20 protein-coding genes are annotated in these 21,193 nt (G+C 65.3%); 10 read left to right on the plus strand and 10 right to left on the minus strand.

What is annotated here, in order from left to right:
* Positions 1 to 4: 4 nt before the first annotated feature.
* Positions 5 to 1,168: a PDZ domain-containing protein gene (locus ACYVGK_RS17490; protein ID WP_460736048.1), complete on the plus strand. Its 1,164-nt coding sequence runs from the start codon at positions 5 to 7 to the stop codon at positions 1,166 to 1,168.
* A gap of 112 nt (positions 1,169 to 1,280) precedes the next feature.
* Here the strand turns inward: ACYVGK_RS17490 and hemP are convergent, their stop codons facing one another.
* Positions 1,281 to 1,472, minus strand: coding sequence for a hemin uptake protein HemP (gene hemP, locus ACYVGK_RS17495; protein ID WP_460736050.1), 192 nt, complete (start codon positions 1,470 to 1,472; stop codon positions 1,281 to 1,283).
* 78 nt (positions 1,473 to 1,550) lie between these two features.
* Complete coding sequence (locus ACYVGK_RS17500) at positions 1,551 to 2,522, minus strand: aldo/keto reductase (RefSeq protein ID WP_460736052.1); 972 nt, start codon at positions 2,520 to 2,522, stop codon at positions 1,551 to 1,553.
* Between the two features lie 71 nt (positions 2,523 to 2,593).
* Between ACYVGK_RS17500 and ACYVGK_RS17505 the strand changes: the two genes are divergently transcribed.
* The 4 genes from ACYVGK_RS17505 (at position 2,594) to dusB (ending at position 8,993) form a co-directional block, all read left to right on the plus strand.
* A complete protein-coding gene (locus tag ACYVGK_RS17505; protein WP_460736054.1) occupies positions 2,594 to 3,730 on the plus strand; it encodes a GGDEF domain-containing protein in 1,137 nt (378 codons plus the stop codon).
* A gap of 132 nt (positions 3,731 to 3,862) precedes the next feature.
* The gene (locus tag ACYVGK_RS17510; RefSeq protein WP_460736056.1) at positions 3,863 to 5,161 is read left to right on the plus strand and encodes a NupC/NupG family nucleoside CNT transporter; all 1,299 of its coding nucleotides are present in this window, start codon (positions 3,863 to 3,865) and stop codon (positions 5,159 to 5,161) included.
* Positions 5,162 to 5,338: 177 nt separating this feature from the next.
* Positions 5,339 to 7,933, plus strand: coding sequence for an N-acetylmuramidase domain-containing protein (locus tag ACYVGK_RS17515; protein ID WP_460736058.1), 2,595 nt, complete (start codon positions 5,339 to 5,341; stop codon positions 7,931 to 7,933).
* A 46-nt stretch (positions 7,934 to 7,979) separates the two neighbouring features.
* Positions 7,980 to 8,993, plus strand: coding sequence for a tRNA dihydrouridine synthase DusB (gene dusB, locus ACYVGK_RS17520; RefSeq protein WP_460736060.1), 1,014 nt, complete (start codon positions 7,980 to 7,982; stop codon positions 8,991 to 8,993).
* A 149-nt stretch (positions 8,994 to 9,142) separates the two neighbouring features.
* Here dusB and ACYVGK_RS17525 read toward each other — a convergent pair whose 3' ends face one another.
* On the minus strand, positions 9,143 to 9,487 hold the full coding sequence (locus ACYVGK_RS17525; RefSeq protein ID WP_460736062.1) for a hypothetical protein: 345 nt from the start codon (positions 9,485 to 9,487) through the stop codon (positions 9,143 to 9,145).
* A gap of 67 nt (positions 9,488 to 9,554) precedes the next feature.
* Here ACYVGK_RS17525 and ACYVGK_RS17530 point away from each other — a divergent pair, with 67 nt between their 5' ends.
* Together ACYVGK_RS17530 and ACYVGK_RS17535 are read left to right on the plus strand one after the other, a co-directional pair.
* Positions 9,555 to 9,869, plus strand: a complete 315-nt coding sequence (locus ACYVGK_RS17530; RefSeq protein WP_460736064.1) for a hypothetical protein — start codon at positions 9,555 to 9,557, stop codon at positions 9,867 to 9,869.
* Between the two features lie 383 nt (positions 9,870 to 10,252).
* On the plus strand, positions 10,253 to 10,543 hold the full coding sequence (locus tag ACYVGK_RS17535) for a hypothetical protein (RefSeq protein ID WP_460736066.1): 291 nt from the start codon (positions 10,253 to 10,255) through the stop codon (positions 10,541 to 10,543).
* A 108-nt stretch (positions 10,544 to 10,651) separates the two neighbouring features.
* Here the strand turns inward: ACYVGK_RS17535 and ACYVGK_RS17540 are convergent, their stop codons facing one another.
* Positions 10,652 to 11,671, minus strand: a complete 1,020-nt coding sequence (locus ACYVGK_RS17540) for a metal-dependent hydrolase (RefSeq protein WP_460736068.1) — start codon at positions 11,669 to 11,671, stop codon at positions 10,652 to 10,654.
* 263 nt (positions 11,672 to 11,934) lie between these two features.
* Between ACYVGK_RS17540 and ACYVGK_RS17545 the strand changes: the two genes are divergently transcribed.
* Positions 11,935 to 12,423, plus strand: a complete 489-nt coding sequence (locus ACYVGK_RS17545) for a hypothetical protein (RefSeq protein WP_460736070.1) — start codon at positions 11,935 to 11,937, stop codon at positions 12,421 to 12,423.
* Between the two features lie 53 nt (positions 12,424 to 12,476).
* Here the strand turns inward: ACYVGK_RS17545 and ACYVGK_RS17550 are convergent, their stop codons facing one another.
* Both ACYVGK_RS17550 and olsF read right to left on the minus strand, forming a co-directional pair.
* Positions 12,477 to 13,304: a UDP-2,3-diacylglucosamine diphosphatase gene (locus tag ACYVGK_RS17550; protein ID WP_460736072.1), complete on the minus strand. Its 828-nt coding sequence runs from the start codon at positions 13,302 to 13,304 to the stop codon at positions 12,477 to 12,479.
* Positions 13,301 to 15,025, minus strand: coding sequence for a bifunctional ornithine lipid synthase OlsF (olsF, locus tag ACYVGK_RS17555; protein ID WP_460736074.1), 1,725 nt, complete (start codon positions 15,023 to 15,025; stop codon positions 13,301 to 13,303). The genes ACYVGK_RS17550 and olsF overlap by 4 nt, the downstream gene beginning before the upstream one ends.
* A gap of 303 nt (positions 15,026 to 15,328) precedes the next feature.
* On the opposite strand from olsF, the gene metK reads away from it, so the two are divergent.
* Complete coding sequence (gene metK / locus ACYVGK_RS17560) at positions 15,329 to 16,546, plus strand: methionine adenosyltransferase (RefSeq protein WP_460736076.1); 1,218 nt, start codon at positions 15,329 to 15,331, stop codon at positions 16,544 to 16,546.
* A gap of 85 nt (positions 16,547 to 16,631) precedes the next feature.
* Here the strand turns inward: metK and ACYVGK_RS17565 are convergent, their stop codons facing one another.
* The 4 genes from ACYVGK_RS17565 to ACYVGK_RS17580 are packed head-to-tail and all read right to left on the minus strand — an operon-like array spanning position 16,632 to position 19,800.
* Complete coding sequence (locus tag ACYVGK_RS17565) at positions 16,632 to 17,306, minus strand: TorF family putative porin (RefSeq protein WP_460736078.1); 675 nt, start codon at positions 17,304 to 17,306, stop codon at positions 16,632 to 16,634.
* A gap of 9 nt (positions 17,307 to 17,315) precedes the next feature.
* Positions 17,316 to 18,551, minus strand: coding sequence for a S8 family peptidase (locus tag ACYVGK_RS17570; RefSeq protein WP_460736080.1), 1,236 nt, complete (start codon positions 18,549 to 18,551; stop codon positions 17,316 to 17,318).
* Positions 18,548 to 19,201, minus strand: coding sequence for a zf-HC2 domain-containing protein (locus tag ACYVGK_RS17575; RefSeq protein WP_460736082.1), 654 nt, complete (start codon positions 19,199 to 19,201; stop codon positions 18,548 to 18,550). Before ACYVGK_RS17575 ends, ACYVGK_RS17570 begins: the two co-directional genes overlap by 4 nt.
* On the minus strand, positions 19,198 to 19,800 hold the full coding sequence (locus ACYVGK_RS17580) for an RNA polymerase sigma factor (RefSeq protein ID WP_460736084.1): 603 nt from the start codon (positions 19,798 to 19,800) through the stop codon (positions 19,198 to 19,200). Before ACYVGK_RS17580 ends, ACYVGK_RS17575 begins: the two co-directional genes overlap by 4 nt.
* A gap of 215 nt (positions 19,801 to 20,015) precedes the next feature.
* Here ACYVGK_RS17580 and ACYVGK_RS17585 point away from each other — a divergent pair, with 215 nt between their 5' ends.
* Positions 20,016 to 21,119 (plus strand): TIGR03118 family protein, encoded by a 1,104-nt coding sequence (locus ACYVGK_RS17585; RefSeq protein ID WP_460736086.1) that lies wholly within the window; start codon positions 20,016 to 20,018, stop codon positions 21,117 to 21,119.
* Positions 21,120 to 21,193 lie beyond the last annotated feature (74 nt).

Here is a 21,193-nt window from a genome sequence, read left to right on the forward strand (position 1 = left end):
TCCCATGAAACGTCTTCCACCGCTCGTCACCGTGCTGGCCTCGGCCGTGACGCTCGCCCTGGCCTTCGGCGCGTTCGCGCAGTCGACTCCCGACGAGGCCAAACAGAAGGAACTGGCCGCGGCGCGTGAGGAACTGCATCGCGCCGCAACCCGTGTCGCCGCGCTGTCTCGCGAACTGCAAGGCAATGACAGCGGCGACGTGATCATCGAGCGCCGGCTGACCCAGCGCCCGCTGCTGGGTGTAATCCTTGAAGGCGACGCAGGCACCGGCGTGCGCATCGCCGCGGTGACGCCAGACAGCGGCGCGGCCAAGGCCGGTCTACGCAGTGGCGACCGCATCACCGCAATCGATGGCAAGGCCCTTGCGGGAAATGATGGGGACGCCCGCCTCGCCGATGCGCGCAAGCGTCTGCGCGACCTTGATGCAAAGACACCGGTGGCGTTGGGCTATGTCCGCGATGGTCGCAGCACGACCGCCAAGGTCACGCCGAGCGTCGGCGACCATGTGCTCATGGTCCACGAGGGCGGCAACGCCATGGAGCTCATTGGCGCGCCGGAAGTGCAAATCGGCCCTGATGGCGCGGCGCGCATCGAGGCTCGCGAGGTCCGTGTAGCGCCCGGCGGAGTCATGCCGCAGATCCACCGCGAGATCATCCGCCGCGATTGCAACGAAGGCGATGACTGCGACATGCCGCTGCTGATGGAAGCGTTCCGTTGGAACGGCCTCAACCTCGCTTCGGTGGACAAGCAGCTCGGTCGCTACTTCGGCACCGACCATGGTGTGCTGGTGTTGAGCATTCCAGAGGGCATGGGTGGATTGCAGCCCGGCGATGTCCTGCAGAAGGTCGACGGCAAGCCGGTACGTTCGCCACGCGAAGCGATGGCGGCAGCGCATGCACGCAAGCCCGGCAATGCAGTGCCGGTGGAATATCTGCGCGACCGCAAGACGCAGAGCACACAGCTCACGTTGCCCGAGCGACCGATGTTGCTGCCTCCGCCGCCGGCACCGCCCGCGCCTCCTGCTCCACCGGTATCGCCGACGCCTCATGCCAACGCCGCGCCCGCTTCGATGGCAACTCCGCCGGCGCCGCCGGCTCCTCCAGCATTGCCTGCTCCACCTCAACCCGTCGCGCCGCCGCCCCCGCCGGAACCGCTGACGTTGCTCTGAAGCATTCCGGGTTACATGAAACGAGAGCCCCGTGTCGGTACCGACACGGGGCTCAGTGCTTCGCATCGGAGGGTTAATGACAAGCGGCTATTCGAGGCTCACTTCTCCGCGCTCATTTGGTGAGAATGAGTTTGTCGTTGCGGGTGTGCCGCAGGCGGTAGACCTCACCGCCATGGCGAATCAACACTTCACGCGCCCCCCTGAGCAGGACACCGCTTTCAATCGAAAGCTCCAGGGGACCCGCCTGGACGGCAGCAGGGCGAACTGGGCGTTGCACGAGATGCAGGACGGGACGCAGAGCCATATGGACGTGCCTCGTTCGGGGTGATGCTCAAATGATAATTATTCTCATTTGACTTGCAACCCTGTCGTCACCCAGCTTCTACGCCACAGACGCCTCCATACGCGCCCACGCCGCCTCGTCCACGCGCTCGACAAGAGCCAGCGCCCCCAAGTTCTGCACTAGCTGTTCGACACGGCTGGCGCCGAGGATCACGCTGGACACGTGCGGGTTGCGCAAGCACCAGGCGATCGCCAGCGTCGCCGGCGCGTGGCCGAGTTCACGCGCCGCTTCGGCAAACCGCGCGGCCCGCTCCACTCGATGTGCGTCGTGGTCACCAACGACGATCCGCTTCAACCAGCCCATGCCTTCGCGATCGAGACGCGCTTCCCCGCCCGTACCGGCCGCGTACTTGCCGGTCAGCAGCCCCGACGCCAGCGGCGAGAACGTGGTCGTTCCCAACCCGAGTTCGGCATACAGCGGGGCGTATTCCAACTCGACCCGTTCGCGATTCAAGAGGTTGTACTGCGGCTGCTCCATCGTCGGTGCATGCAGGTGCGCGGCCCGGGCGACGCGGTGCGCGTCGCGGATCATCGTCGCCGGCCATTCGGACGTGCCCCAGTACAGCACCTTGCCCTGACGGACCAGCGCGTCCATTGCCCAGACGGTCTCCTCGACCGGCGTATCCGGATCGGGGCGATGGCAGTAATACAGGTCGAGGTAATCCACGCGCAGGCGCTTGAGCGCGGCGTGACAGGCGTCGGTGACGTGCTTGCGCGAGAGCCCCTGCTGCGTCGGCCGCGGATCGGCCGCCGATCCGAACATCACCTTGCTCGACACGCAGAACCCGTCACGCGGCAGGCGCAGGTCGGCGATCACGTCGCCCATCACCGTCTCCGCCATGCCGTTGGCATAGCCCTCGGCGTTGTCGAAGAAATTGACGCCATGGTCCCAGGCCGCGGCGACCAGGTCGCGCGCGGTCCCGCGCCCGATCTGGGCACCGAAGGTCAGCCAGGCGCCGAAGGACAGGGCCGACAGCTGCAGGCCGGAGGAGCCGAGACGGCGAAACTGCATGGGAACTCCGTGAAATCATCCGCGATGGCGTGCATGCTACCGCCGCCCGTCCCGCGTGGAGAAAAGCTTCAGTGCAGGCCTTGGTCCGCCAGATCCGCGACACGCTGCGATTGCTGTTCGCGCAGCCTGACGAGGTGATGCTCGAAGTCGGCTCCGGCGGCGAGCTGATCGTCGCCCGGCTGCGCGTGGTCATCGCCCTGTTCCTGCTGCTGTTGCCGCTGATCAACGCAGCCAGTGGCGGCAGCCTGCGCGAAACCATGATTGGCCTCGGCGGTGCCGTGCTGGTCAATGTCTTTGCCCAGATCTGGCTGCTGCTGGCACGACGCCACCGTCGGCACCGGTGGTTGCCGTTCGCCAGTTCGGCGTTCGACGTGAGTGCGGCGACGCTGGTGCTCGCAGTGCTGTCGCTGCACCACCTGCCGTCCGGGCTCAACAGCATGGTGGTGTGGTGCGGTTATCTGCTGGCCATCGTGCTGACCGCGCTGCGCGGCGACGCGCGGGTCACGCTGTTCGCCGGCGCTCTGGCCCTGGTCGAATACGGAATGCTGGCCTTCGTGGCGATTGAGTCGGCGACTTCTCCTGAACAACTGATCTCGGCCGACTACGGCGCCGTCACGCTGGGCACCCAGATGCAGCGCCTGGTGCTCCTTGCGATCACCACGCTGATCAGCGCGATGGTCACGTTCCGCATGCAGCGCGTGGTGGAAATGTCCGGGACCGACGGCCTGACCGGCCTGCCCAACCGCGTCTGGCTGCTGCACCGCGTACCGCGTGTGATGGATACGGTGCATCGCGACGGCAGCAGCCTGTCGCTGGCACTGATCGACCTGGATCATTTCAAGCGCGTCAACGACGAAGCCGGCCACCGCGCCGGCGATCGTGCGATCAGACACGTGGTGTCGATCCTGCGCGAAGGTGCCGAGCCCGGCGAGAACCTGGTGCGCATCGGCGGCCAGGAGTTCGTGCTGCTGTTGCGAAAGCCGATCGGGAGCGCCTGGGAGCGCGTGGATTTCCTGCGGCGGCAACTGCTGCAGCGCCCGTTCGAACCCGAGCGCGGCGGTGAACCGCTCCGGATGAGCCTCAGCGCGGGTATCGCCAGCTATCCGCAGGAAGGCGTGGACCTGTCGCGCCTGCTGCGCCGGGCCGACCAGCGCCTGCAGCAGGCCAAGCGCGAGGGCCGTAATCGGGTGATCGCGCGCGACGCCTAGCCCACGCCCCTGCCCGCCCCATCCGGCGGGCATTTTTCGCGGTCCCGGCCTCCATACGCTGCACCGGTTGCCGGCACTAGCTGCCGTCGCTACCCTGCGCCGGTCATGCCGCAACGGCATAAGGGGAATTGAGTGGAAGCAATCGCACGCGTGGCCTTTGGCCTGTTCGGCCTGGCCGTTCTGATCGGACTTGCCTGGCTGTTTTCCAACAACAAGAAAGCCGTCGACTGGAAGCTGGTCGTCACCGGCCTCAGCCTGCAAATCGCCTTCGCCGCACTGGTGCTGCTGGTACCCGGCGGCAAGGATGTGTTCGATGCGCTCGGTCGCGGCTTCGTCAAGCTGCTCGAATTCACCGGAGTGGGCACCCAGCTGATCTTCGGCGACCTGTCCCAGCCGGCGAAGTTCGGCTTCATCTTCGCGTTCCAGGTACTGCCGACGATCATCTTCTTCGCCGCGCTGATGGGCATGCTCTACCACCTTGGCATCATGCAGTGGATCGTGCGCGGCATGGCCTGGGCGATCACCAAGGTGATGCGCGTTTCCGGCGCGGAAACCACCAGCGTGTGCGCCAGCGTGTTCATCGGCCAGACCGAAGCGCCGCTGACCATCCGCCCGTATCTCGGCCGCATGACGCAGTCGGAACTGCTCACCATCATGGTCGGCGGCATGGCGCATATCGCCGGTGGCGTGCTCGCCGCGTACGTGGGCATGCTCAGTGGCGGCGATCCGGTGAAGGGCGCGTTCTACGCCAAGCACCTGCTCACCGCGTCGATCATGGCCGCGCCGGCCACACTGGTGATCTCCAAGATCCTGATCCCGGAATTGGGCGAACCACTCACCCGCGGCAAGGTGAAGATGGAAGTCGAAAAGAGCACCGCCAACGTAATCGACGCCGCCGCCGCGGGCGCCGGCGACGGCCTGCGCCTGGCCCTGAATGTGGGCGCGATGCTGCTCGCGTTCACCGCACTGATCGCGATGCTCAACGCACCGCTAACCTGGTTCGGCGAAGTCACCGGCCTCGCCGCACAGCTTGGTAGGCCCACCGACCTGGGCACGCTGCTGGGCTACGTGATGGCCCCGATCGCCTGGGTGATCGGCGTGCCGTGGCAGGACGCGACCACGGTCGGCGGCCTGATCGGCCAGAAGATCGTGCTCAACGAATTCATCGCCTACCTGCAGCTGTCCGACATCATCAATGGCAAGACCCCGGGTGTAGCGCTGACCGAGCAGGGCAAACTTATCGCGACCTATGCGCTGTGCGGCTTCGCCAACTTCAGTTCGATCGCGATCCAGATCGGTGGCATCGGCGGACTGGCGCCGGAACGTCGTCACGACCTCGCCCGCCTCGGTCTCAAGGCAGTGCTGGGCGGTTCGATCGCCACCTTCATGACCGCGACCATCGCCGGTGTGCTGACCAGCTTCGCCAGCTGATCCGCGCTGTGATAGCACCCTGAAACGGGCCGCTTGTGCGGCCCGTTTTCTTTTGTCCGTCGCAGTCCTGGCGACGCCTCTCGCGCATGCTGTCGCCTTCATCTCGGCGCGGCATCGTCCGAGGCGATGGCATGCTTCCCGACGGAAGGCTGCCCAGGGATCGGAACAAGGAGACGCATGAGCACGGCGACGCACAAGACCCAGCCCGTCACAGGACGACAGGACAAGCGGATCGTTGCGGACCAGGCCTGGCGCGATTTCGCGCAGGCACTGGAAGTGGAGGAAGCCACGCTACGCGCGATCGCGGAGGTCGAATCCAATGGCGAGGGCTTCCTGCCGCCGCCTTCCGACCGGCCCAAGATCCTGTTCGAAGGCCATGCCTTCCATCGCCTGACCGGCGGCCGCTACAGCGACGCCCATCCGGACATCAGTTACCCGCGCTGGAGCCAACGCAAATACGCGGATTCGCCTGCCGGCGAATGGCAGCGATTCGAAGCCGCATGCCGGCTCGACCGCACTGCCGCATTGCAATCGGCGAGCTGGGGCCTGTTCCAGATCATGGGCTTCAACTATCCATACTGCGGCTGTGCGGACGTGGAGGCGTTCGTCGCCAGCCAGTATGAAAGCGCGACGCAGCAGCTGGCCTTGTTCGTGAAGTTCATCTCGCGGCCGCCGCTGCTGCCCGCGTTGCGCAGCCGTCGCTGGAAGTCTTTCGCCCGCGCCTACAACGGGCCCGACTTTGCCACTCTTCACTACGACGAGCGCCTGGCCGCCGCCTACGCACGCTGGCGCGAAGCGCCCGCCTCGCATGAAGTCAGTGGCATCGGGCTACCGCCAGGCCGTGTCGATTTCGCACCGATCGGCGAAATCCATCGCGAAAATCCACGTCGCCGCAACGTCCGGCCGGATGCGGTGGATCTGCGCGACTGGGAGTACCGCCCCAATATCGCGATTGCCCCTGAGGCGACACTGGTACCGCACGATCCCAAGCCCACGAAACAGCAAGGGCAGAGCAACGCCTGCACCGGCTTCGCGCTGGCGACGGTGATCGAATACCTGCTGGAGCGCGGCCGGCGCCCGGTCGAGGCGATGTCCGGTTTCATGCTCTACAGCATGGCGCGTCGTTACGACGAATGGGCCGAGGACGGCGACGATACGGACAGCGGCTCCTCGCTGCGCGGCGCGCTCAAGGGCTGGGCACGGCACGGCGTCAGCGCGGAGCGCCTATGGCGCACATCGCACATGCCCAAGGCGAACGGGCACGAAGACGATTGGTGGCTCGATGCGGTGAAGCGACCGCTCGGCGCGTACTACCGCATCGATCCCAAGAACATCCGCGACCTGCATGTCGCGTTGACCGAAGTCGGCGCGGTCTACGCCAGCGCCTACACGCATACCGGCTGGGACACCTTGCTGCATGGGCAGCGCGCGCCAGCACCTACAGGCGTCGACGAACTTCCGGCGATACCCACCGGCACCGGCGCCCGCGACCAGGGACATGCCTTCGCCATTGTCGGTTACACACGCGACGGTTTCATCGTGCAGAACTCGTGGGGGGCTGCGTGGGGCCGCGGCGGCTTCGCGGTGCTGCCATACGAAGACTGGCTGGCGAATGCAATGGATTGCTGGGTGGTGCAGCTCGGCGTCGTCACGGCCGAGCACGAGCGCGTGGCCCATGCACCCTCGTTGCGCACCGATGCCGCGGGCAACGTGGTGGTCTCGAGCAATCCGGTACTCGCCTATCACGAGATCGCGCCGTTCGTGATCGACATGGAGAACGAAGGCCAGCTCAGCCAACGCGGGCGCTTCCGGACCCGTCCGGACGATCTGCGTGTGCTGGTCGAATACCACCTCATGCAGGCGGTCGAGCGTTGGGGTCCCGGGCACGACGATCACATCGACATTGCCATCTATGCGCACGGCGGACTGACCAGCGAGGACGCGGCCGCGGAAACCGCGCGCGCCTGGATTCCGCATCTGTACTCCAACCGCATCTTCCCGATCTTCCTGATGTGGGAAACCGGCGCGTTCCAGACCCTGGGCAACATCTTCGAAGACGCGGTCCGCGGCGAAACCGAAAGAACCGGAGGCGAGCGCTGGACACGCTTCAAGGAAGAATTGCGCGAGTGGTGGAACGAACGTCTGGAGGGGCTGGCACGCCTGCCTGGGCGGTTGCTATGGAATGAGATGAAGGAGAATGCACGCGACATTTCCGGGGCGCGCGATGCCGGCGTAGTGCAGTTGCTGGCGCTGCTGCGCAAGCCGTCGGCACGCGCGAAGCTGCCGCCGATACAGCTGCACCTGATCGGGCATTCGGCAGGCTCAATCGTGCAGACGCACCTGGCCGCGACGGCGCTCAAGCAGGGATTCGATGTTGCCTCCATCAGTTTGATGGCGGCAGCGGTGCGGGTGGACGAGTTCGACCGCCAGCTGGGCTCCGCCATCGCCGAGCGGGGCATTCCCGTGCTGCTCGCCAATCTGACCGATGCCGCCGAACGCGCGGACGATACCTGCAAACCCTACGGGCATTCCCTGCTCTACCTGGTTTCGCGCTCGTTCGAAGGCCACAAGGAAACGCCGATACTGGGCATGGAAAAACACCTCGTGCCTGCCCTGCCGACGCACGCCTGGGGCGCCCAGGTGCAGCAGTTGCGCAGCCCCGGCTTCAACTGGCGCCCCGGCGATGTGACGACGCGCGCATCGACGCATGGCGCGCTGGACAACGATGAAGCAGTACGACGGGCGGTGGCCTCGTTCATCAAGGACGCCTAGCCGCCGGCCATCGAGGGCTAGACAGGCGAGGCACTACAATGCGCGCATGCGCATCGGCTCCTTCGACATCACGCCCAAGGTCATCCTCGCACCGATGGCCGGCGTCACCGACAAGCCGTTCCGGGTGCTGTGCAAGCGCCTGGGCGCGGGCCTGTGCGTGTCTGAGATGACGACGTCCGACCCGCGCTTCTGGAACACCGCCAAGTCACGCCATCGCATGGATCACGATGGCGAGCCTGCGCCAATCAGCGTGCAGATCGCCGGCACCGTTCCGGAAATCATGGCCGAAGCCGCGCGCTACAACGTCGACCATGGCGCCCAGGTCATCGACATCAACATGGGCTGCCCGGCCAAGAAGGTATGCAACGCGTGGGCCGGATCGGCGCTGATGCGCGATGAGCCGCTGGTCGGCCGCATCGTCGAAGCCGTGGCGAATGCCGTCGATGTGCCGGTTACGCTCAAGATCCGCACCGGCTGGGCCGCGGACCAACGCAACGCACTGACGATCGCCCGCATCGCCCAATCGGCCGGCATCGCCGCGCTCGCCGTACACGGACGCACGCGCGACCAGCAATACACCGGCTTCGCCGAGTACGACACGATCGCCGAGATCAAGTCGCAACTGTCCATCCCCGTCATCGCCAACGGCGACATCGATTCCCCTCACAAGGCGGCGTTCGTCCTCGCCCACACCGGGGTCGATGCGGTGATGATCGGACGCGCAGCGCAGGGACGCCCCTGGATTTTTCGCGAGATCGCACACCATCTCGCCACGGGCGAGTTGCTCGCCCCGCCACCGTTGTCGGAGGTGCGCGACATCCTGCTGGCGCACCTTGAACATCTGCATGCTTTCTACGGCGAACCGGCCGGCGTGCGCATCGCGCGCAAGCACCTGGGCTGGTACGCGAAGGACCGCCCGGAACATTCGGAAGAACAGCGCTCCGCGTTCCGCGCCATCGTCAACCGGGCGGAAACCGCCGAGGCGCAACTGCGACTGACGCGCGATTATTTCGATGCATTGCTGGCTGGAATCAGGCCGGAATTGCCCACAGCCGCATAAGTCAGATCGACATATTCCATGCCAGATGCGCGTATGAATCGCGCACCCATGACCAAAGGCATGGTGTCAAAGACGGTACTCGAAGAGCCGTCTTCGACAACACAAACCTGTCTCTGAAAAATCCTTGATTGTTCTTGCTGCGTCGATGTTCAAGCGTTGCTCTTACGATCGCGCGCATTGGAATCTTCCGACAAACGAACTACCGTCCAATGGGTGATGTATTCACCACCCACTTTCGCCGACACTGGCCCGCGCGAAATGTTTCGTTGAAACAGCTTCGCAGTGCCAGGAGGAGGAACCTCGATCCATAGTGCACCACGACCGCGCTCCATAACGTCCTGCTCCAGAACGACTCGCTTCACAACGTCTCTCCAGAACACCGCAACAACCAACCGCGCCAACTGACGCGCCCGGCAAGCCCAAGCAACGTCTTGCCACATAACCAATAACGACCACGCTCCGCGTTCCATCGCAGCGAAGTGTTCGCCGCTCATCGACATTGTTCGCCCCGTGGTCGCCTTGTGCTGGCCGCGTGGGACGGGCACACAGATCGGAGGCACCATGAACATCAAACTCGCAGGCCTTGCCGTCATTTTGACCATCGCATCGGCACCGGCGCTGGCAGGAAAGCCGACGTCCGTAGAAGAAGTCGTCGTAAGCAAGGGCGCCCCCTTGCAGGTAAACCAGATTGCATTCGAAGCCGGCGTTTCTCCCGACGACGTGCGCATGGTGCTTGGCGCAAACACACCGCATGCTCGCTTCCGCACCTGCTACGAAGAGAAGGTCGCACTGGTCGGCGCCGCAATCGAACGTCTGGATCTTGCGCAGCAGAACGCCCGCTCGTCCGCGCGCGTTGCCAGCATCAATACGCCGTAGTGTTGCGGAGGTTTCGTTAGTCGTGCGCTGCACGGAACACGACCAGCTGTTCGTCGTCTACGCCGCGCGCCGGATCCATGCCTAGTGGAGGCACTCGGCATGTTCCGTGCCACGCGCGCCGCGATCTTGCGATTCTTGGCGGGAAAAAGTGGCAGCTGAAACCAAATACGAGTCCGCAGACGCCGTTGTCATTTAAACCTTGATCGTTCTTGCTTCATCCATGTTAAAGCGTTGGTCAGACGACCACGCGCGTTGCAAATACGGACGAAAGTAATACCGTCCAATGGCCGATGTATTCACGGGCATCCGCACTGAAACTGCAGATACGGAGCGTCCCGTCAGCATCCGCCCCAGCGTTCCGAACCTCGACACCAGGAGGACACATGAACATCAGATTCGCACTGATCGCTGCTTCCTTATTGGCCTTCTCTGCTCCGGCATTCGCTGGCGACGACGTCGCCCAGCTGTCGAAGCAGACCGGCCTGAAAGAGCGCCACGTCCGCATGATCATCGGTTGCGCCACCTGCGTACCCGAATATGCGTATGTCTATGACCGCAAGCTGAGGCAGTTCAAGACGGCGCTTGGCGAAGCCAATTACCGGCGTCTCATGAGCGGCCAACCGATAACCCTTCCCAATGGCGAAAGAGTCTCCATTCGCGTAGCCGTGAAGTGAGTAGATGAAGTTCGCCCGATCGTCCCTCCCCGCCGACGGGAATCCATGGACATGACCTCCAGACTCGATGTCCGTGGATCCCCGGGACGGAGGCCCGGCTGAGGGCGATCACCCTGCCGGCACGACCTTCGGTTCGTTCCAGATACGCTTCCATACCCATATCAGACGGCCGCGCGCATCCCACGGCCACCGCAATTGCTGCGGGCTTATTTCGCGCCAGTCCTTGCCCCTGCGCTCAGCCACGACGAAGCGGAACGTGTAGTCAGGTTCCGCCCCCATTCGCAGGTCCGACACGACCAGCTGTCCATCGCGCTGTTGTGCCTTCATGAAACCGTGGTTGAACCACTGCAGGCGTTCCACCGCGGGATAGTCGCGCACCGCATCCAATGCTCCGCGATCGCTGCGGTACGCGCGGAACTGCATGGGCCCGCGATCGGCCACCAGCGAGCGCTCGCCTTCGACGAAGCCATCCGGCGTCATCGCCACCACGCGCCATAGCAGCACGTTGAAGGGCATGGGCACGGAGAAGCGTGGGGCGTCCTGCAAATTCAGTGCGGCCAGCGCGCGATCGGCCTCGCGTTCCACCGCCAGCTTCGCCACCTGCGACAAGCCCAGATAGGCCAGCGCAAGCGAAAGGCCCGCTGCCAGCGCACGTTGCGCGAGCGACCGCTCGCGCGCCAACCAGGCGATCGCGCACGGGATAACGAAGCACAGGGTGAAAAGGGGGTCGATGATAAACAGGCTGGACCACATGGCTGGCCGGACAGGCAACGGCCACAGCAGTTGCGTGCCGTAGACGGTGAAGGCATCCAGCAACGGGTGCGCCAACAAGGCGCATTGAAATATCCAGAACCAGCGCCGCGGCGCCTGCGCCACCCGTCCGCCACGGCCGCGGAACCAGGCCCACAGTCCCCACGCGGCAAATGGCAGCAGGAGCAGCGAGTGCGTTGCGCCGCGATGCCAAACCATGCGGATCACGGGGTCATCGCTGAGTAGCAGGGGCAGGACATCGAGATCCGGCAAGGAATTCAGCGCGGCGCCGGCCAACAATGCGGCGCGGCGCTGCGAGGCGGGCGCGATGGCGGCCGCGATCGCGCCGCCGACGAAGAGATGGGTAATGGAATCCATGACGCGATCGTACGGGCTCGTGGGCACGATACCGACGCCCGATCCGTCTCAAGCCTCGCCGCAACCGGTAACGGCTGATTGCTCGGCGGCCGGCGCCCTAAAGCTTCGGGCACATGAAATTGATCAGCCAACCGGAGTACAAATGAGGCGCATCGCGGATGCTCGTTTCTGGCCGGAGCACTCGGCCCGCCCCCAAGCAGATGAGGGAAGTGCGAGACACTCCGGTCTGGCAAGCCCACTTATCAACATCCAGGAGGAAAACCATGCAACGCCCCCGCATCGTCATCGGTTCGATCGCCGTAGCCCTGGCATTGGTTTGCGCCAACAGCATGGCGAACCCGCCGACGCCCAATCCGCAGACGTTTGCCGCGCAGCGCACGACGATCGAGCAGGAACTCAAGGAAGGCGGAGCCTATGCCGCGATAGATTCCGCCGCCCGGGCCGAAGTGCTCGCCGCGCTGCAGCGGATCAGCGCGGTACTGGATCGCAACAGCGATACCTCGAACCTTTCCTCCGCCGATCAGGTCCAGGTATTCAACGACCAGGAACTCATCAACTCGATCCTGACGAAAGCAGCCAAGGAAAGTCGCGTGGTCTGCGAAAGACAGGTGCGTCGCAGCTCACACATAAGCGACACGAGGTGCATGACGGTCGCCGAACGCCGTCGCCAGACCAATCAGGCGGAAGAGACCGTGCGCATAATCCAGACCAAGGGCTCACCCAACTTTGTGCCCCAGGGCGCCGGCCAGTAGTCCGCGGCCTGATGGAAGCACTCACCGGCGGGTCCGCTATGGACCCGCCGTCGTCACGCCGCCCGGGGCACTACGCTCGCTGGCAGATCGGGTCGTACTCGTGGCGGCAGCAGCGCCAGCGTCTCACCGGTGTGCGCCAGTAACCGCAGGGTGCCGTCCGGATCTTCGGCCAGCGCGGTGAGACTCTCCACCCAGTCGCCATCGTTCGCATAGACGCATCCCGCACGCTCAAATAGGGCAGCTCGGTGGATGTGCCCACAGACGATGCCATCGACACCGCGCCGCCGCGCGTCGTCCAGCCCAGCCTGCACGAAGCGGGAGATATAGCGTTCGGCAGCGCCGCTCTGGCGCTTGAGGAACTCGGCCAGCGACCAGTAGCGCAACCCCAGGCGCTGACGCGCGAAATTGAGCAGCCGATTACCGGTGAGGATGCGGTAGTACAGCCAGTCGCCAAACTTTTCCTGCAGGCTGCCGAAGTGGGTGACCGCGTCGTAATCGTCGCCATGCACGACCAGCAGGCGGCGGCCGTCGGCGGTGACATGGATGGTGCGTCGGCGGATCGCCATGCGCGGCAGGATCAGGCCGCAGAAGCGGCGCACCGGGCGATCGTGATTGCCGGGTACGTAGATGATTTCCGTGCCGGCGCGGCGCAGGGAATGCAACGCCTCGACCACGCGATTGTGCGGATCCTTCCAGATGGCGCGGCGCGAGGCCAGCCACCACAGGTCGACGATATCGCCAACCAGATAGAGGCGTTCGCAGCGCAGGACTGCGAGGAAGTCGGCGAATTCCGCCGCGTGGCAGTGCTTTGAGCCGAGATGGACGTCGGAAACGAAGACCGCGCGCCGACGAGGAGCCAGCGACGCGATCGCCGGCGTCATTGCACCACCTCAACCACGCGCGGATCGACGGGCGTAAGGTACCGCTCGCGCTTCTTCGGGCGCAGGCGGTGCATATCCACTTCGATCAGGCCATCGACCGAGTCGCTGAAGGCGGGATCGACGCCAAAGGCCAGGAAGCGTGCGCCGCCGGGCTCGCACAACTCGGTGTATTGCTTGTAGAGCATCGGCAACGAGGTGCCGAGCGCATCGAGATTGTTCTTGAGCACCCGGAAGGCCGTCGCCGCATCGAGCTCGTCGCCGAACTGTGGCGGCGCGGCCCGGTACACGAACGGCTGCTTCGACGCCGCACACCGCTCCGGCGCACCGTAATAGCGCGCGTAGTAGGCGACGATCTGCTCGCGCGCATCCACCGGCAACGCGGCGCTGATCGACACCGGGCCAAACAGGTAGCGCACTTCCGGGTGTCGCAGCAGATAGGCGCCGATGCCCTGCCACAGATAATCGATGCTGCGGCTGCCCCAGTATTCCGGCACGACGAAGCTGCGTCCCAGCTCCATGCCCTGGTGCATGCGCGGCAACGCATCGTGCGCATAGTCGAACAGCGAGGCGGTGTAGAAACCGGCCAGACCCCGTTCCGGTAACACGGTCGCCCCGCGCGCGAGGCGGTAGGCACCGGCGATCTTCTCCGCGGCCTCGTCCCACAGCACGATGTGCTCGTACCAGCTGTCGTAAAGGTCGACGTCGAGGCGAAGTCCCGTGCCTTCGCCCACCGCGCGGAACGTGTGTTCGCGCAGGCGCCCGATCTCGCGCAGCAACGGCGAGCCCGCCGCCAGGCGGCCCACGCGGATCTGCTTGCCGTCGAAGGTCTGTCCCAACGATTCCATCGCCTCCACCCCGGCGCGCACCTGCGCGGGGTCGACTGCTTCGACCAGCGGCTCCGGGCCGACCGGCGCGGGACGCTCGTGCCGGGTGCCGATCGTATGCAGCTCACGACGCACCTGGCGCAACAGCTCGGCCGCACTGCCGTCCTCTGGCAATTGCAGCGGATGGCCGACGCGCAAGGTGATGCTGCGGGCGCGGCGGGCAAACATCTCCCGCGCCAACAAGGCCGTACCGGCCGGCTTGAACAGCGCGGACGCACCGTAGAACAGCGCGGAATTGCGCGCTTCGATCCGCACGGGCAAGACCGGCGTGCGCGTGGCGCGGGCGAAGCGCAGGAAGCCGCGGCGCCAGCGTCCATCGGTGACGCCGCGCAGACCCAAGCGCGCGACTTCGCCCGCCGGGAAGATGATCACGCAACGCTCTTCGCGCAGCGCCTGCTCGATCGCCGACAGGCTTTCGGTACTGGGTTTGCCTCCGACGATCCGGATCGGCAGCAGCAGGCCCGCCAATGGATCCAACGCCGAGAGCAGGTCATTGGCGATGATCTTCACGTCGTGCCGCACTTGTCCGACCGCGTCGAGCAGCGCCAGCGCGTCCAAAGCGCCCGACGGATGGTTGGCGACGATCAACAGGCGCCCGCTGGCGGGAATCCGCCGCAGTTGCGTCGGCTCGGCGTCGTAGCGGGCTTGCAGGAATTCCAGCGCCCCGCGCACGAAGTCGAAATCACGCAGATGGCCGCTGCGCTCGAGGAAGCCCGCGATCAGGTCGAACTTCGACCAGCGCCCGATGGCCCGCAGCAGCGGCTTCGCCAGCGTGGCGCGGCGACCACGGAACCAGTGCGGAAAGCGTTGCTGCAACTGTTGTTCGAATTTCTGCATCGCCGAGGGCCCCCTTTCGGGCGGCAGCCTGCCGGGGCGATGCGACAGGCAGGCTGCGGTAGGGCGACAACCAGATGACAGCGCGGTACGGGATCCCTCTGCTGTTCAGGGATGCGGCAGGTGGGCCGGTCGCAAAGGGGATTTTCCGCCCCCCGGCCGCGGGCGCGGCATCGACATTGCAGCGCTTTGAGTGGACCGCGGGCCGGAGCACAATGGGCCCTTCATGCATCAGCCAGCATGAACCTGTATCATGCGCGGCCATCTTTTCATCCCCATGAAGGGATATTCCCAAGGAAACCCTCGATGTCGACCAGCTACCTCTTCACCTCTGAATCCGTCTCCGAAGGCCATCCCGACAAGATCGCCGACCAGATCTCCGACGCCGTCCTCGACGCGATCCTGGCGCAGGACAAGCGCGCGCGCGTGGCTTGCGAAACGATGGTGAAGACCGGCGCGGCGATCGTCGCGGGCGAAGTGACCACCTCAGCCTGGGTCGACATCGAAGCACTCGCGCGCAAGGTCATCAACGACATCGGCTACAACAACTCCGAAGTCGGCTTCGACGGCCACACCTGCGCGATCATCAACATGCTCGGCAAGCAGTCGCCCGACATCAACCAGGGCGTTGATCGCAAGAAGCCGGAAGAACAGGGCGCCGGCGACCAGGGCCTGATGTTCGGCTACGCCTGCAACGAAGCCCCGGAATTCATGCCGGCGCCGCTGTACTACTCGCACCGCCTGGTCGAGCAGCAGGCCAAGGTCCGCAAGAGCGGCAAGCTCAAGTGGCTGCGTCCGGACGCCAAGTCGCAGGTCACCCTGCGCTATGAAGGCAACAAGGTCCTCGGCCTCGACGCCGTCGTGCTCTCGACCCAGCACGATCCGGACATCAAGCAGAAGGACCTGATCGAAGCCGTGCGTTCGGAAATCCTCGTGCCGGTCCTGCCGAAGAAGTGGCTCGAAGCGCTGTCGAAGAACAAGGTGCACATCAACCCGACCGGCAAGTTCGTGATCGGTGGTCCGGTGGGCGATTGCGGCCTGACCGGCCGCAAGATCATCGTCGACAGCTACGGCGGCATGGCCCGTCACGGTGGCGGCGCGTTCTCGGGCAAGGATCCGTCGAAGGTCGACCGTTCGGCCGCCTACGCCGCGCGTTACGTCGCCAAGAACATCGTCGCCGCCGGCCTGGCCGACAAGTGCGAAGTTCAGGTCTCCTACGCGATCGGCGTGGCCGAACCCACCTCGATCTCGGTCACCACATTCGGCACCGGCCACATCGGCGATGACAAGATCGAAAAGCTGATCCGCAAGCACTTCGACCTGCGTCCGTACGGCATCACCAAGATGCTGGACCTGGAGCACCCGATCTACCAGGCGACCGCCAGCTACGGTCACTTCGGCCGCAAGCCGAAGGAAATCAGCTACACCGACGGCGCCGGCAAGAAGCACAAGGCCACCGCCTTCTCGTGGGAGAGGACCGATCGCGCCGACGCGCTGCGCAAGGATGCCGGGCTGAAGAAGTAAGTCCGCTCCGCTACTTGAGCGCCAAAGAAAACGGGCCGCCTGCGGCCCGTTTTTCTTTTTGTCGCCTCATCCTTGCCCGATGCGATCACCAGTTGCGGGTCAGTCGCAGCACCAGCCCGGCGTCCACGCCATAACCGGGCAAGGCATAGCGACCATGGTCGCCGCCATTCGCATCGCCCCAGGCGAGCTGCAATTCGCAATCGCCGAACGTCGCGCCGATACCGGCGCTCCAGTCGCGACGATACTGGGCCTGCCTGCCACCGCTGCTGCGCAGGACACCGGCATGCGCCAGCACACGCCAGCGCGCGGAGAGCGCATGGCTGCCGTCGAATCCTGCGTACCAGGCCGGCCATTGCCCGAAGTAGTCATGGGCGTAATGCAGGCGAACGGCGACGCTTTCCGTGCCGATGCCGGCGAAGAGTTCCGGGTAGTCGTATTCGCTTGAGCGCAGGAAGGCCGCGTACTGCCCGCCCAGTTCCCAGTGCCAGCCGCGCGGCAACGGTCGCACCACGCCGACGTAAGGGAGCAGCTGCAGTTCGCCGCCGCCCCCATCATCCACGCGCACCGTCGACATCTGCACGCCCGTATAGGCACCGCCGGCGAAGTCGTAGCCCAGGTGCGCCTGCAGCGCCGGTCTATCGTCGCTCAACGACACCCCGCGATAGCGGTAATCCGACAGCACGCTGACGCTACCGGATGCCTGCGCAATGGCAGGGCCGGCGAAGACCAGGAGCAGCGGCAGGAACACCCGTCGCAACACACGGATGCCTCAGGGATGCGAGGCCCCCATGGTCGCCGAGGCGATCGCACAGTTGCAAACGCAGGCGGCGTCGACTCGCGACAGCACCGCACACGCATCTACATCGACGATGCGCCCAGGGGCGACGCGGGAGGCCGCAGGCGTCATGAGCGCGCGGATGCGGGGGCCATCCAGGCCGGGCGCGCGTTGCCGCACCAGGGCCACCAGGCCACTCATTTGCGCCGCTGCGAACGAGGAGCCCTCGACCAGCGCCCAGCCGCCGCCGGGCGTGGGCGCCGGCACATCATGTCCTTTCACCCGGAAAATGATGGTTGCGGTGCGCGCCGCATCCGCGTCGGTGGTCGCCAGGACACCCGGATGGGAAGCGGGAAAGCCGCCATCCGTCCGCTGCGGATCGACCGCGGCCACGACTGTGATTCCGCGCTGCAGGGCTACGTCGAGCAAACGCGACAGCAACGGGTCCGGCTCTCCGGCCAGACTCAGATTTAGCACGGACGCCTGGTTCGCGACGGCAAACTGCAGCGCCTTGGCCAACGTGAAGCTGTTGCATTCCGTGATGGCACCCTGCTCCCAGCACCCGCGCAGGGCCAGCAACCGCGCCTGTGGCGCGATGCCGCTGATGCCGATGCCATTGCCGGCACGCGCAGCGATGATCCCGGCGACCTCGGTGCCATGCGTTTCAGCAACGCCGACCCGGTCGTCGACGAAGTTACGGTTGATCGCGACCTGTCCGCGCAGGTCGGGATGATCACCGGCGACGCCACTGTCGATCACGGCGATCCGGATGCCACGGCCACTGGCATGGCGGTGCAGCTCGGCCAGATGCCAGCGCGTGGCTGCAGGCTGTGCCGCATACAGCGGATCGCCGGCATCCGCTTGCGCCAGCACGTGGAAGCGATGCATCGGCTGCACCGACTCGATGCGCGAATCCTTTGCCAGCATTGACATCGCGCGCGACGCGGCGTCGACATTGTCCGCCTCAAGCACGAAGCAATCGAGGCCGAGTAACGGCATCGCCCAGTCTTCGCGCAGCTTCAGGCTGTGCTGGGCCGCGAGACGGCGCGCCAGGGCCTTGCGCGTCGCGCGACCGGCGGCGTGGTAGCCGTCTGCATAGGCGGCATCGGGCCTGTAATGCGCAGGGGCCGTCCGCAGCATCAACAGCAGCTGTGCGTTCTCCGAAGGCGTACCGGCGCGCACGCCGCAGGTTATGAGCGCCAGAAGAATCGCCAGCAGCACGCGGCTCATCTGGATTCTCCCGCCGCAAGGCGCTCGACCATCGTGACGCCCGGCGCCGCACGCAAGGCGTCGCGCACGCTCTCCACACGTCCTTCCGGCACGGCCAGCACATATGCACCCGCTTCATTCGGGCCGTCGACGATGCGCGCATCGCTGACATCGAGCAGGCGCCGCAGCTGCGCTTCGCTGATCGCCGGATCGAACACGATCAGCAGGTTCCCGTTTCGCGCCATGACATGCCCCAGGGCTCGATACGCTACCGGTTCGCTGCGCGGCCACCACAGCGCCGCCGCGAGCGCGACCGTCAGCCCCGCCTGCAACGCCACGGCCCATGCCATCCAGGTCGGCGCCCGGGTCCAGCTCCTACTCAGTGCCTGCCACCATGAGTCACGGCCAGGACGAGTGGGGCCGATGCGTTGCCGCATACGCTGCCAGCCTGCATCCGCATCACCATCGGTGCCCTGCTCCGCGCGATCGGCGATCAGGGCCTGTAGCGCCAGCATTTCCTGCAGATCGCGCCGACATTCGGCGCATGCATCGAGGTGCCGTTGCACCCGCTCACGCTCGTCAGCCTCAAGCGCGTCATTCGCCAACCACGGCAACAGCCGCTGCACCTCGTTGTGCGCGCGCATCTCGAACTCCAGCACGCGGCCGCTCATCGCACTTGCTCCTCGAGGTCTCCGCCGAGCAACCCACGCAGCTTGCGTCGTGCATGGAACATCCGCGTCTTTACCGTGGCCACCGGACACGCCGTGATCGCGGCGATCTCGCGACAACTCAGGCCGTGGTAGTAGGTCAGCTCGATTACGACCCGGTGCATCGGCGACAGCGCCTCCAGCGCGTCGCCGATACGAGCATGCAGGTGCTGCTGTTGCAGTTGCGCTTCCGGTCCAGCCTGCGACGAAGCCAGCGCACTCTCTTCGAACTCGACCACGCTGTCGACGCACCGCAGCGCCCGCAGCCCCTGGCGATAGGCGATGGCGAATATCCAGGTCGACACTTTCGATGTCGCATCGAAGGTGTGCGCCTTGCGCCACGCCACCAGCATGGTGTCGTCGAGCACTTCCTCGACCAGGGCCGGCTGTCGCAACAAGCCGCGCAGGAACCGCACCAGGCGCGGATGGTAGATGCGATAGAGGATTTCGAACGCGGCCACATCCTCGGCGGCGACGCGATCGAGCAGGCGCAGCTCTTCGGCACCATCGGACGCGACCGGATGGACCCTTTGCATCTTGGCGGAAGCTGGAAGCACCGGCATGCAGCCATTCTCGAGATGTCGCGGACCTGGATGCGGCCTCATCACGGTAAATACCCGCCTGGCCGCATTCGGTTCTATGCAGCTGTGCTGCTGCCTGAATGCTACGTCCGCCCGTCGATGCACGGCGTGAACCGACGCGCCCCACATCGGTATCGAGGATTGCAGCAAGCCCGCCTACGGGCCGCTGTCCCTTGCAGATCGTTAGGAGCATGCGCATGAAACTGCTTCCACATGCCGCTTTAAGGCTGTGCACGGCTCTGGCACTCGCACTCGCCATCGCCGCGCCAACCTCCGGCCAACAACGCCCCTTTAGGCCGGCCGTCGCCGGCTTTTACCAGCAACGCAACCTCGTGTCGGACGGATTCATCACCGCCGAACACACCGACCCCAACCTGGTGAACGGCTGGGGCGTTGCCTTCAATCCGTTCGGCTTCGTCTGGGTGTCGGCCGCCGACGGCATGGTCTCCACCCTGTACGACGGCGATGGCAACCCGCAGTCGCTGATCGTGCAGATCCCTTCGCCGGGATCCCCGACCGGCGGTAACCCAACCGGCATCGTGTTCAACGGCTCCGGGGGCTTCCTGGTCAATCCGGCCAATCCGCAGACGCCCAGCCGTTTCATCTTCGCCACCGAACAAGGAGCGATCGCGGCCTGGTCGCCGGCAGTGGATCTCACCCATGCGATTCTCAAAGTCGATAACTCGGGCATCGGCACCACCTACAAGGGGCTTGCGCTCAGCGCCGGCGGCAGCGGGCAGCTGCTGTATGCGACAGACTTCTTCCATGCCCGCGTAGATGTGTTCGACAGCAACTTCCAGCCCGTTCTATTGCCGAATGGCGCATTCAACGACTCCAGCCTGCCCCGCGGCTATGCCCCCTTCGGAATCCAGGCGATAGGCGGGGATGTCTATGTCACCTATGCCAAGCAGGATCCGAGCATGACCGAGGAAGAGACCGGGCCAGGCCTGGGCTTCGTCGACGTCTATACCCCTAATGGCAGGCTGCTGCGTCGCGTGGCGTCACGCGGTGCATTGAATGCACCTTGGGGCATAGCCTTGGCGCCCGCGGGATTTGGCCGATTCAGCAACGCGCTGTTGATCGGCAACTTCGGCGACGGTCGAATCAACGGCTATGAGCCGGTGTTCGGAATACCGCTCGGCGCGCTGCACGGCACACATGGCCCAATCCGGATCGAGGGCCTGTGGGGCATGGCATTCGGCAACGGCTTCTTCAATCAGCCTGTTAACACCCTGTTCTTCGCGGCCGGACCGGACGACGAGGAACACGGCCTGTACGGTCGGATAGACCCCGCCCATTGATCCGCGCCACCGCACGAACGAAGGGTCCGCGCAAGCGGGCCTTTCGCTGGAAAAAGCAATAAAATGTCGGTTCT

Source organism: Lysobacter tyrosinilyticus, from assembly GCF_054779815.1.

Excerpts from the sequence above, each read along its gene's own strand:
- ACYVGK_RS17490 (WP_460736048.1), top strand. The coding sequence starts at position 5 with ATGAAACGTCTTCCACCGCTCGTCACCGTGCTGGCCTCGGCCGTGACG.
- hemP (WP_460736050.1), bottom strand. The coding sequence starts at position 1,472 with ATGGCTCTGCGTCCCGTCCTGCATCTCGTGCAACGCCCAGTTCGCCCT.
- ACYVGK_RS17500 (WP_460736052.1), bottom strand. The coding sequence starts at position 2,522 with ATGCAGTTTCGCCGTCTCGGCTCCTCCGGCCTGCAGCTGTCGGCCCTG.
- ACYVGK_RS17515 (WP_460736058.1), top strand. The coding sequence starts at position 5,339 with ATGAGCACGGCGACGCACAAGACCCAGCCCGTCACAGGACGACAGGAC.
- dusB (WP_460736060.1), top strand. The coding sequence starts at position 7,980 with ATGCGCATCGGCTCCTTCGACATCACGCCCAAGGTCATCCTCGCACCG.
- ACYVGK_RS17525 (WP_460736062.1), bottom strand. The coding sequence starts at position 9,487 with ATGAGCGGCGAACACTTCGCTGCGATGGAACGCGGAGCGTGGTCGTTA.
- ACYVGK_RS17530 (WP_460736064.1), top strand. The coding sequence starts at position 9,555 with ATGAACATCAAACTCGCAGGCCTTGCCGTCATTTTGACCATCGCATCG.
- ACYVGK_RS17535 (WP_460736066.1), top strand. The coding sequence starts at position 10,253 with ATGAACATCAGATTCGCACTGATCGCTGCTTCCTTATTGGCCTTCTCT.
- ACYVGK_RS17540 (WP_460736068.1), bottom strand. The coding sequence starts at position 11,671 with ATGGATTCCATTACCCATCTCTTCGTCGGCGGCGCGATCGCGGCCGCC.
- ACYVGK_RS17545 (WP_460736070.1), top strand. The coding sequence starts at position 11,935 with ATGCAACGCCCCCGCATCGTCATCGGTTCGATCGCCGTAGCCCTGGCA.
- ACYVGK_RS17550 (WP_460736072.1), bottom strand. The coding sequence starts at position 13,304 with ATGACGCCGGCGATCGCGTCGCTGGCTCCTCGTCGGCGCGCGGTCTTC.
- olsF (WP_460736074.1), bottom strand. The coding sequence starts at position 15,025 with ATGCAGAAATTCGAACAACAGTTGCAGCAACGCTTTCCGCACTGGTTC.
- metK (WP_460736076.1), top strand. The coding sequence starts at position 15,329 with ATGTCGACCAGCTACCTCTTCACCTCTGAATCCGTCTCCGAAGGCCAT.
- ACYVGK_RS17570 (WP_460736080.1), bottom strand. The coding sequence starts at position 18,551 with ATGAGCCGCGTGCTGCTGGCGATTCTTCTGGCGCTCATAACCTGCGGC.
- ACYVGK_RS17575 (WP_460736082.1), bottom strand. The coding sequence starts at position 19,201 with ATGAGCGGCCGCGTGCTGGAGTTCGAGATGCGCGCGCACAACGAGGTG.
- ACYVGK_RS17580 (WP_460736084.1), bottom strand. The coding sequence starts at position 19,800 with ATGCCGGTGCTTCCAGCTTCCGCCAAGATGCAAAGGGTCCATCCGGTC.
- ACYVGK_RS17585 (WP_460736086.1), top strand. The coding sequence starts at position 20,016 with ATGAAACTGCTTCCACATGCCGCTTTAAGGCTGTGCACGGCTCTGGCA.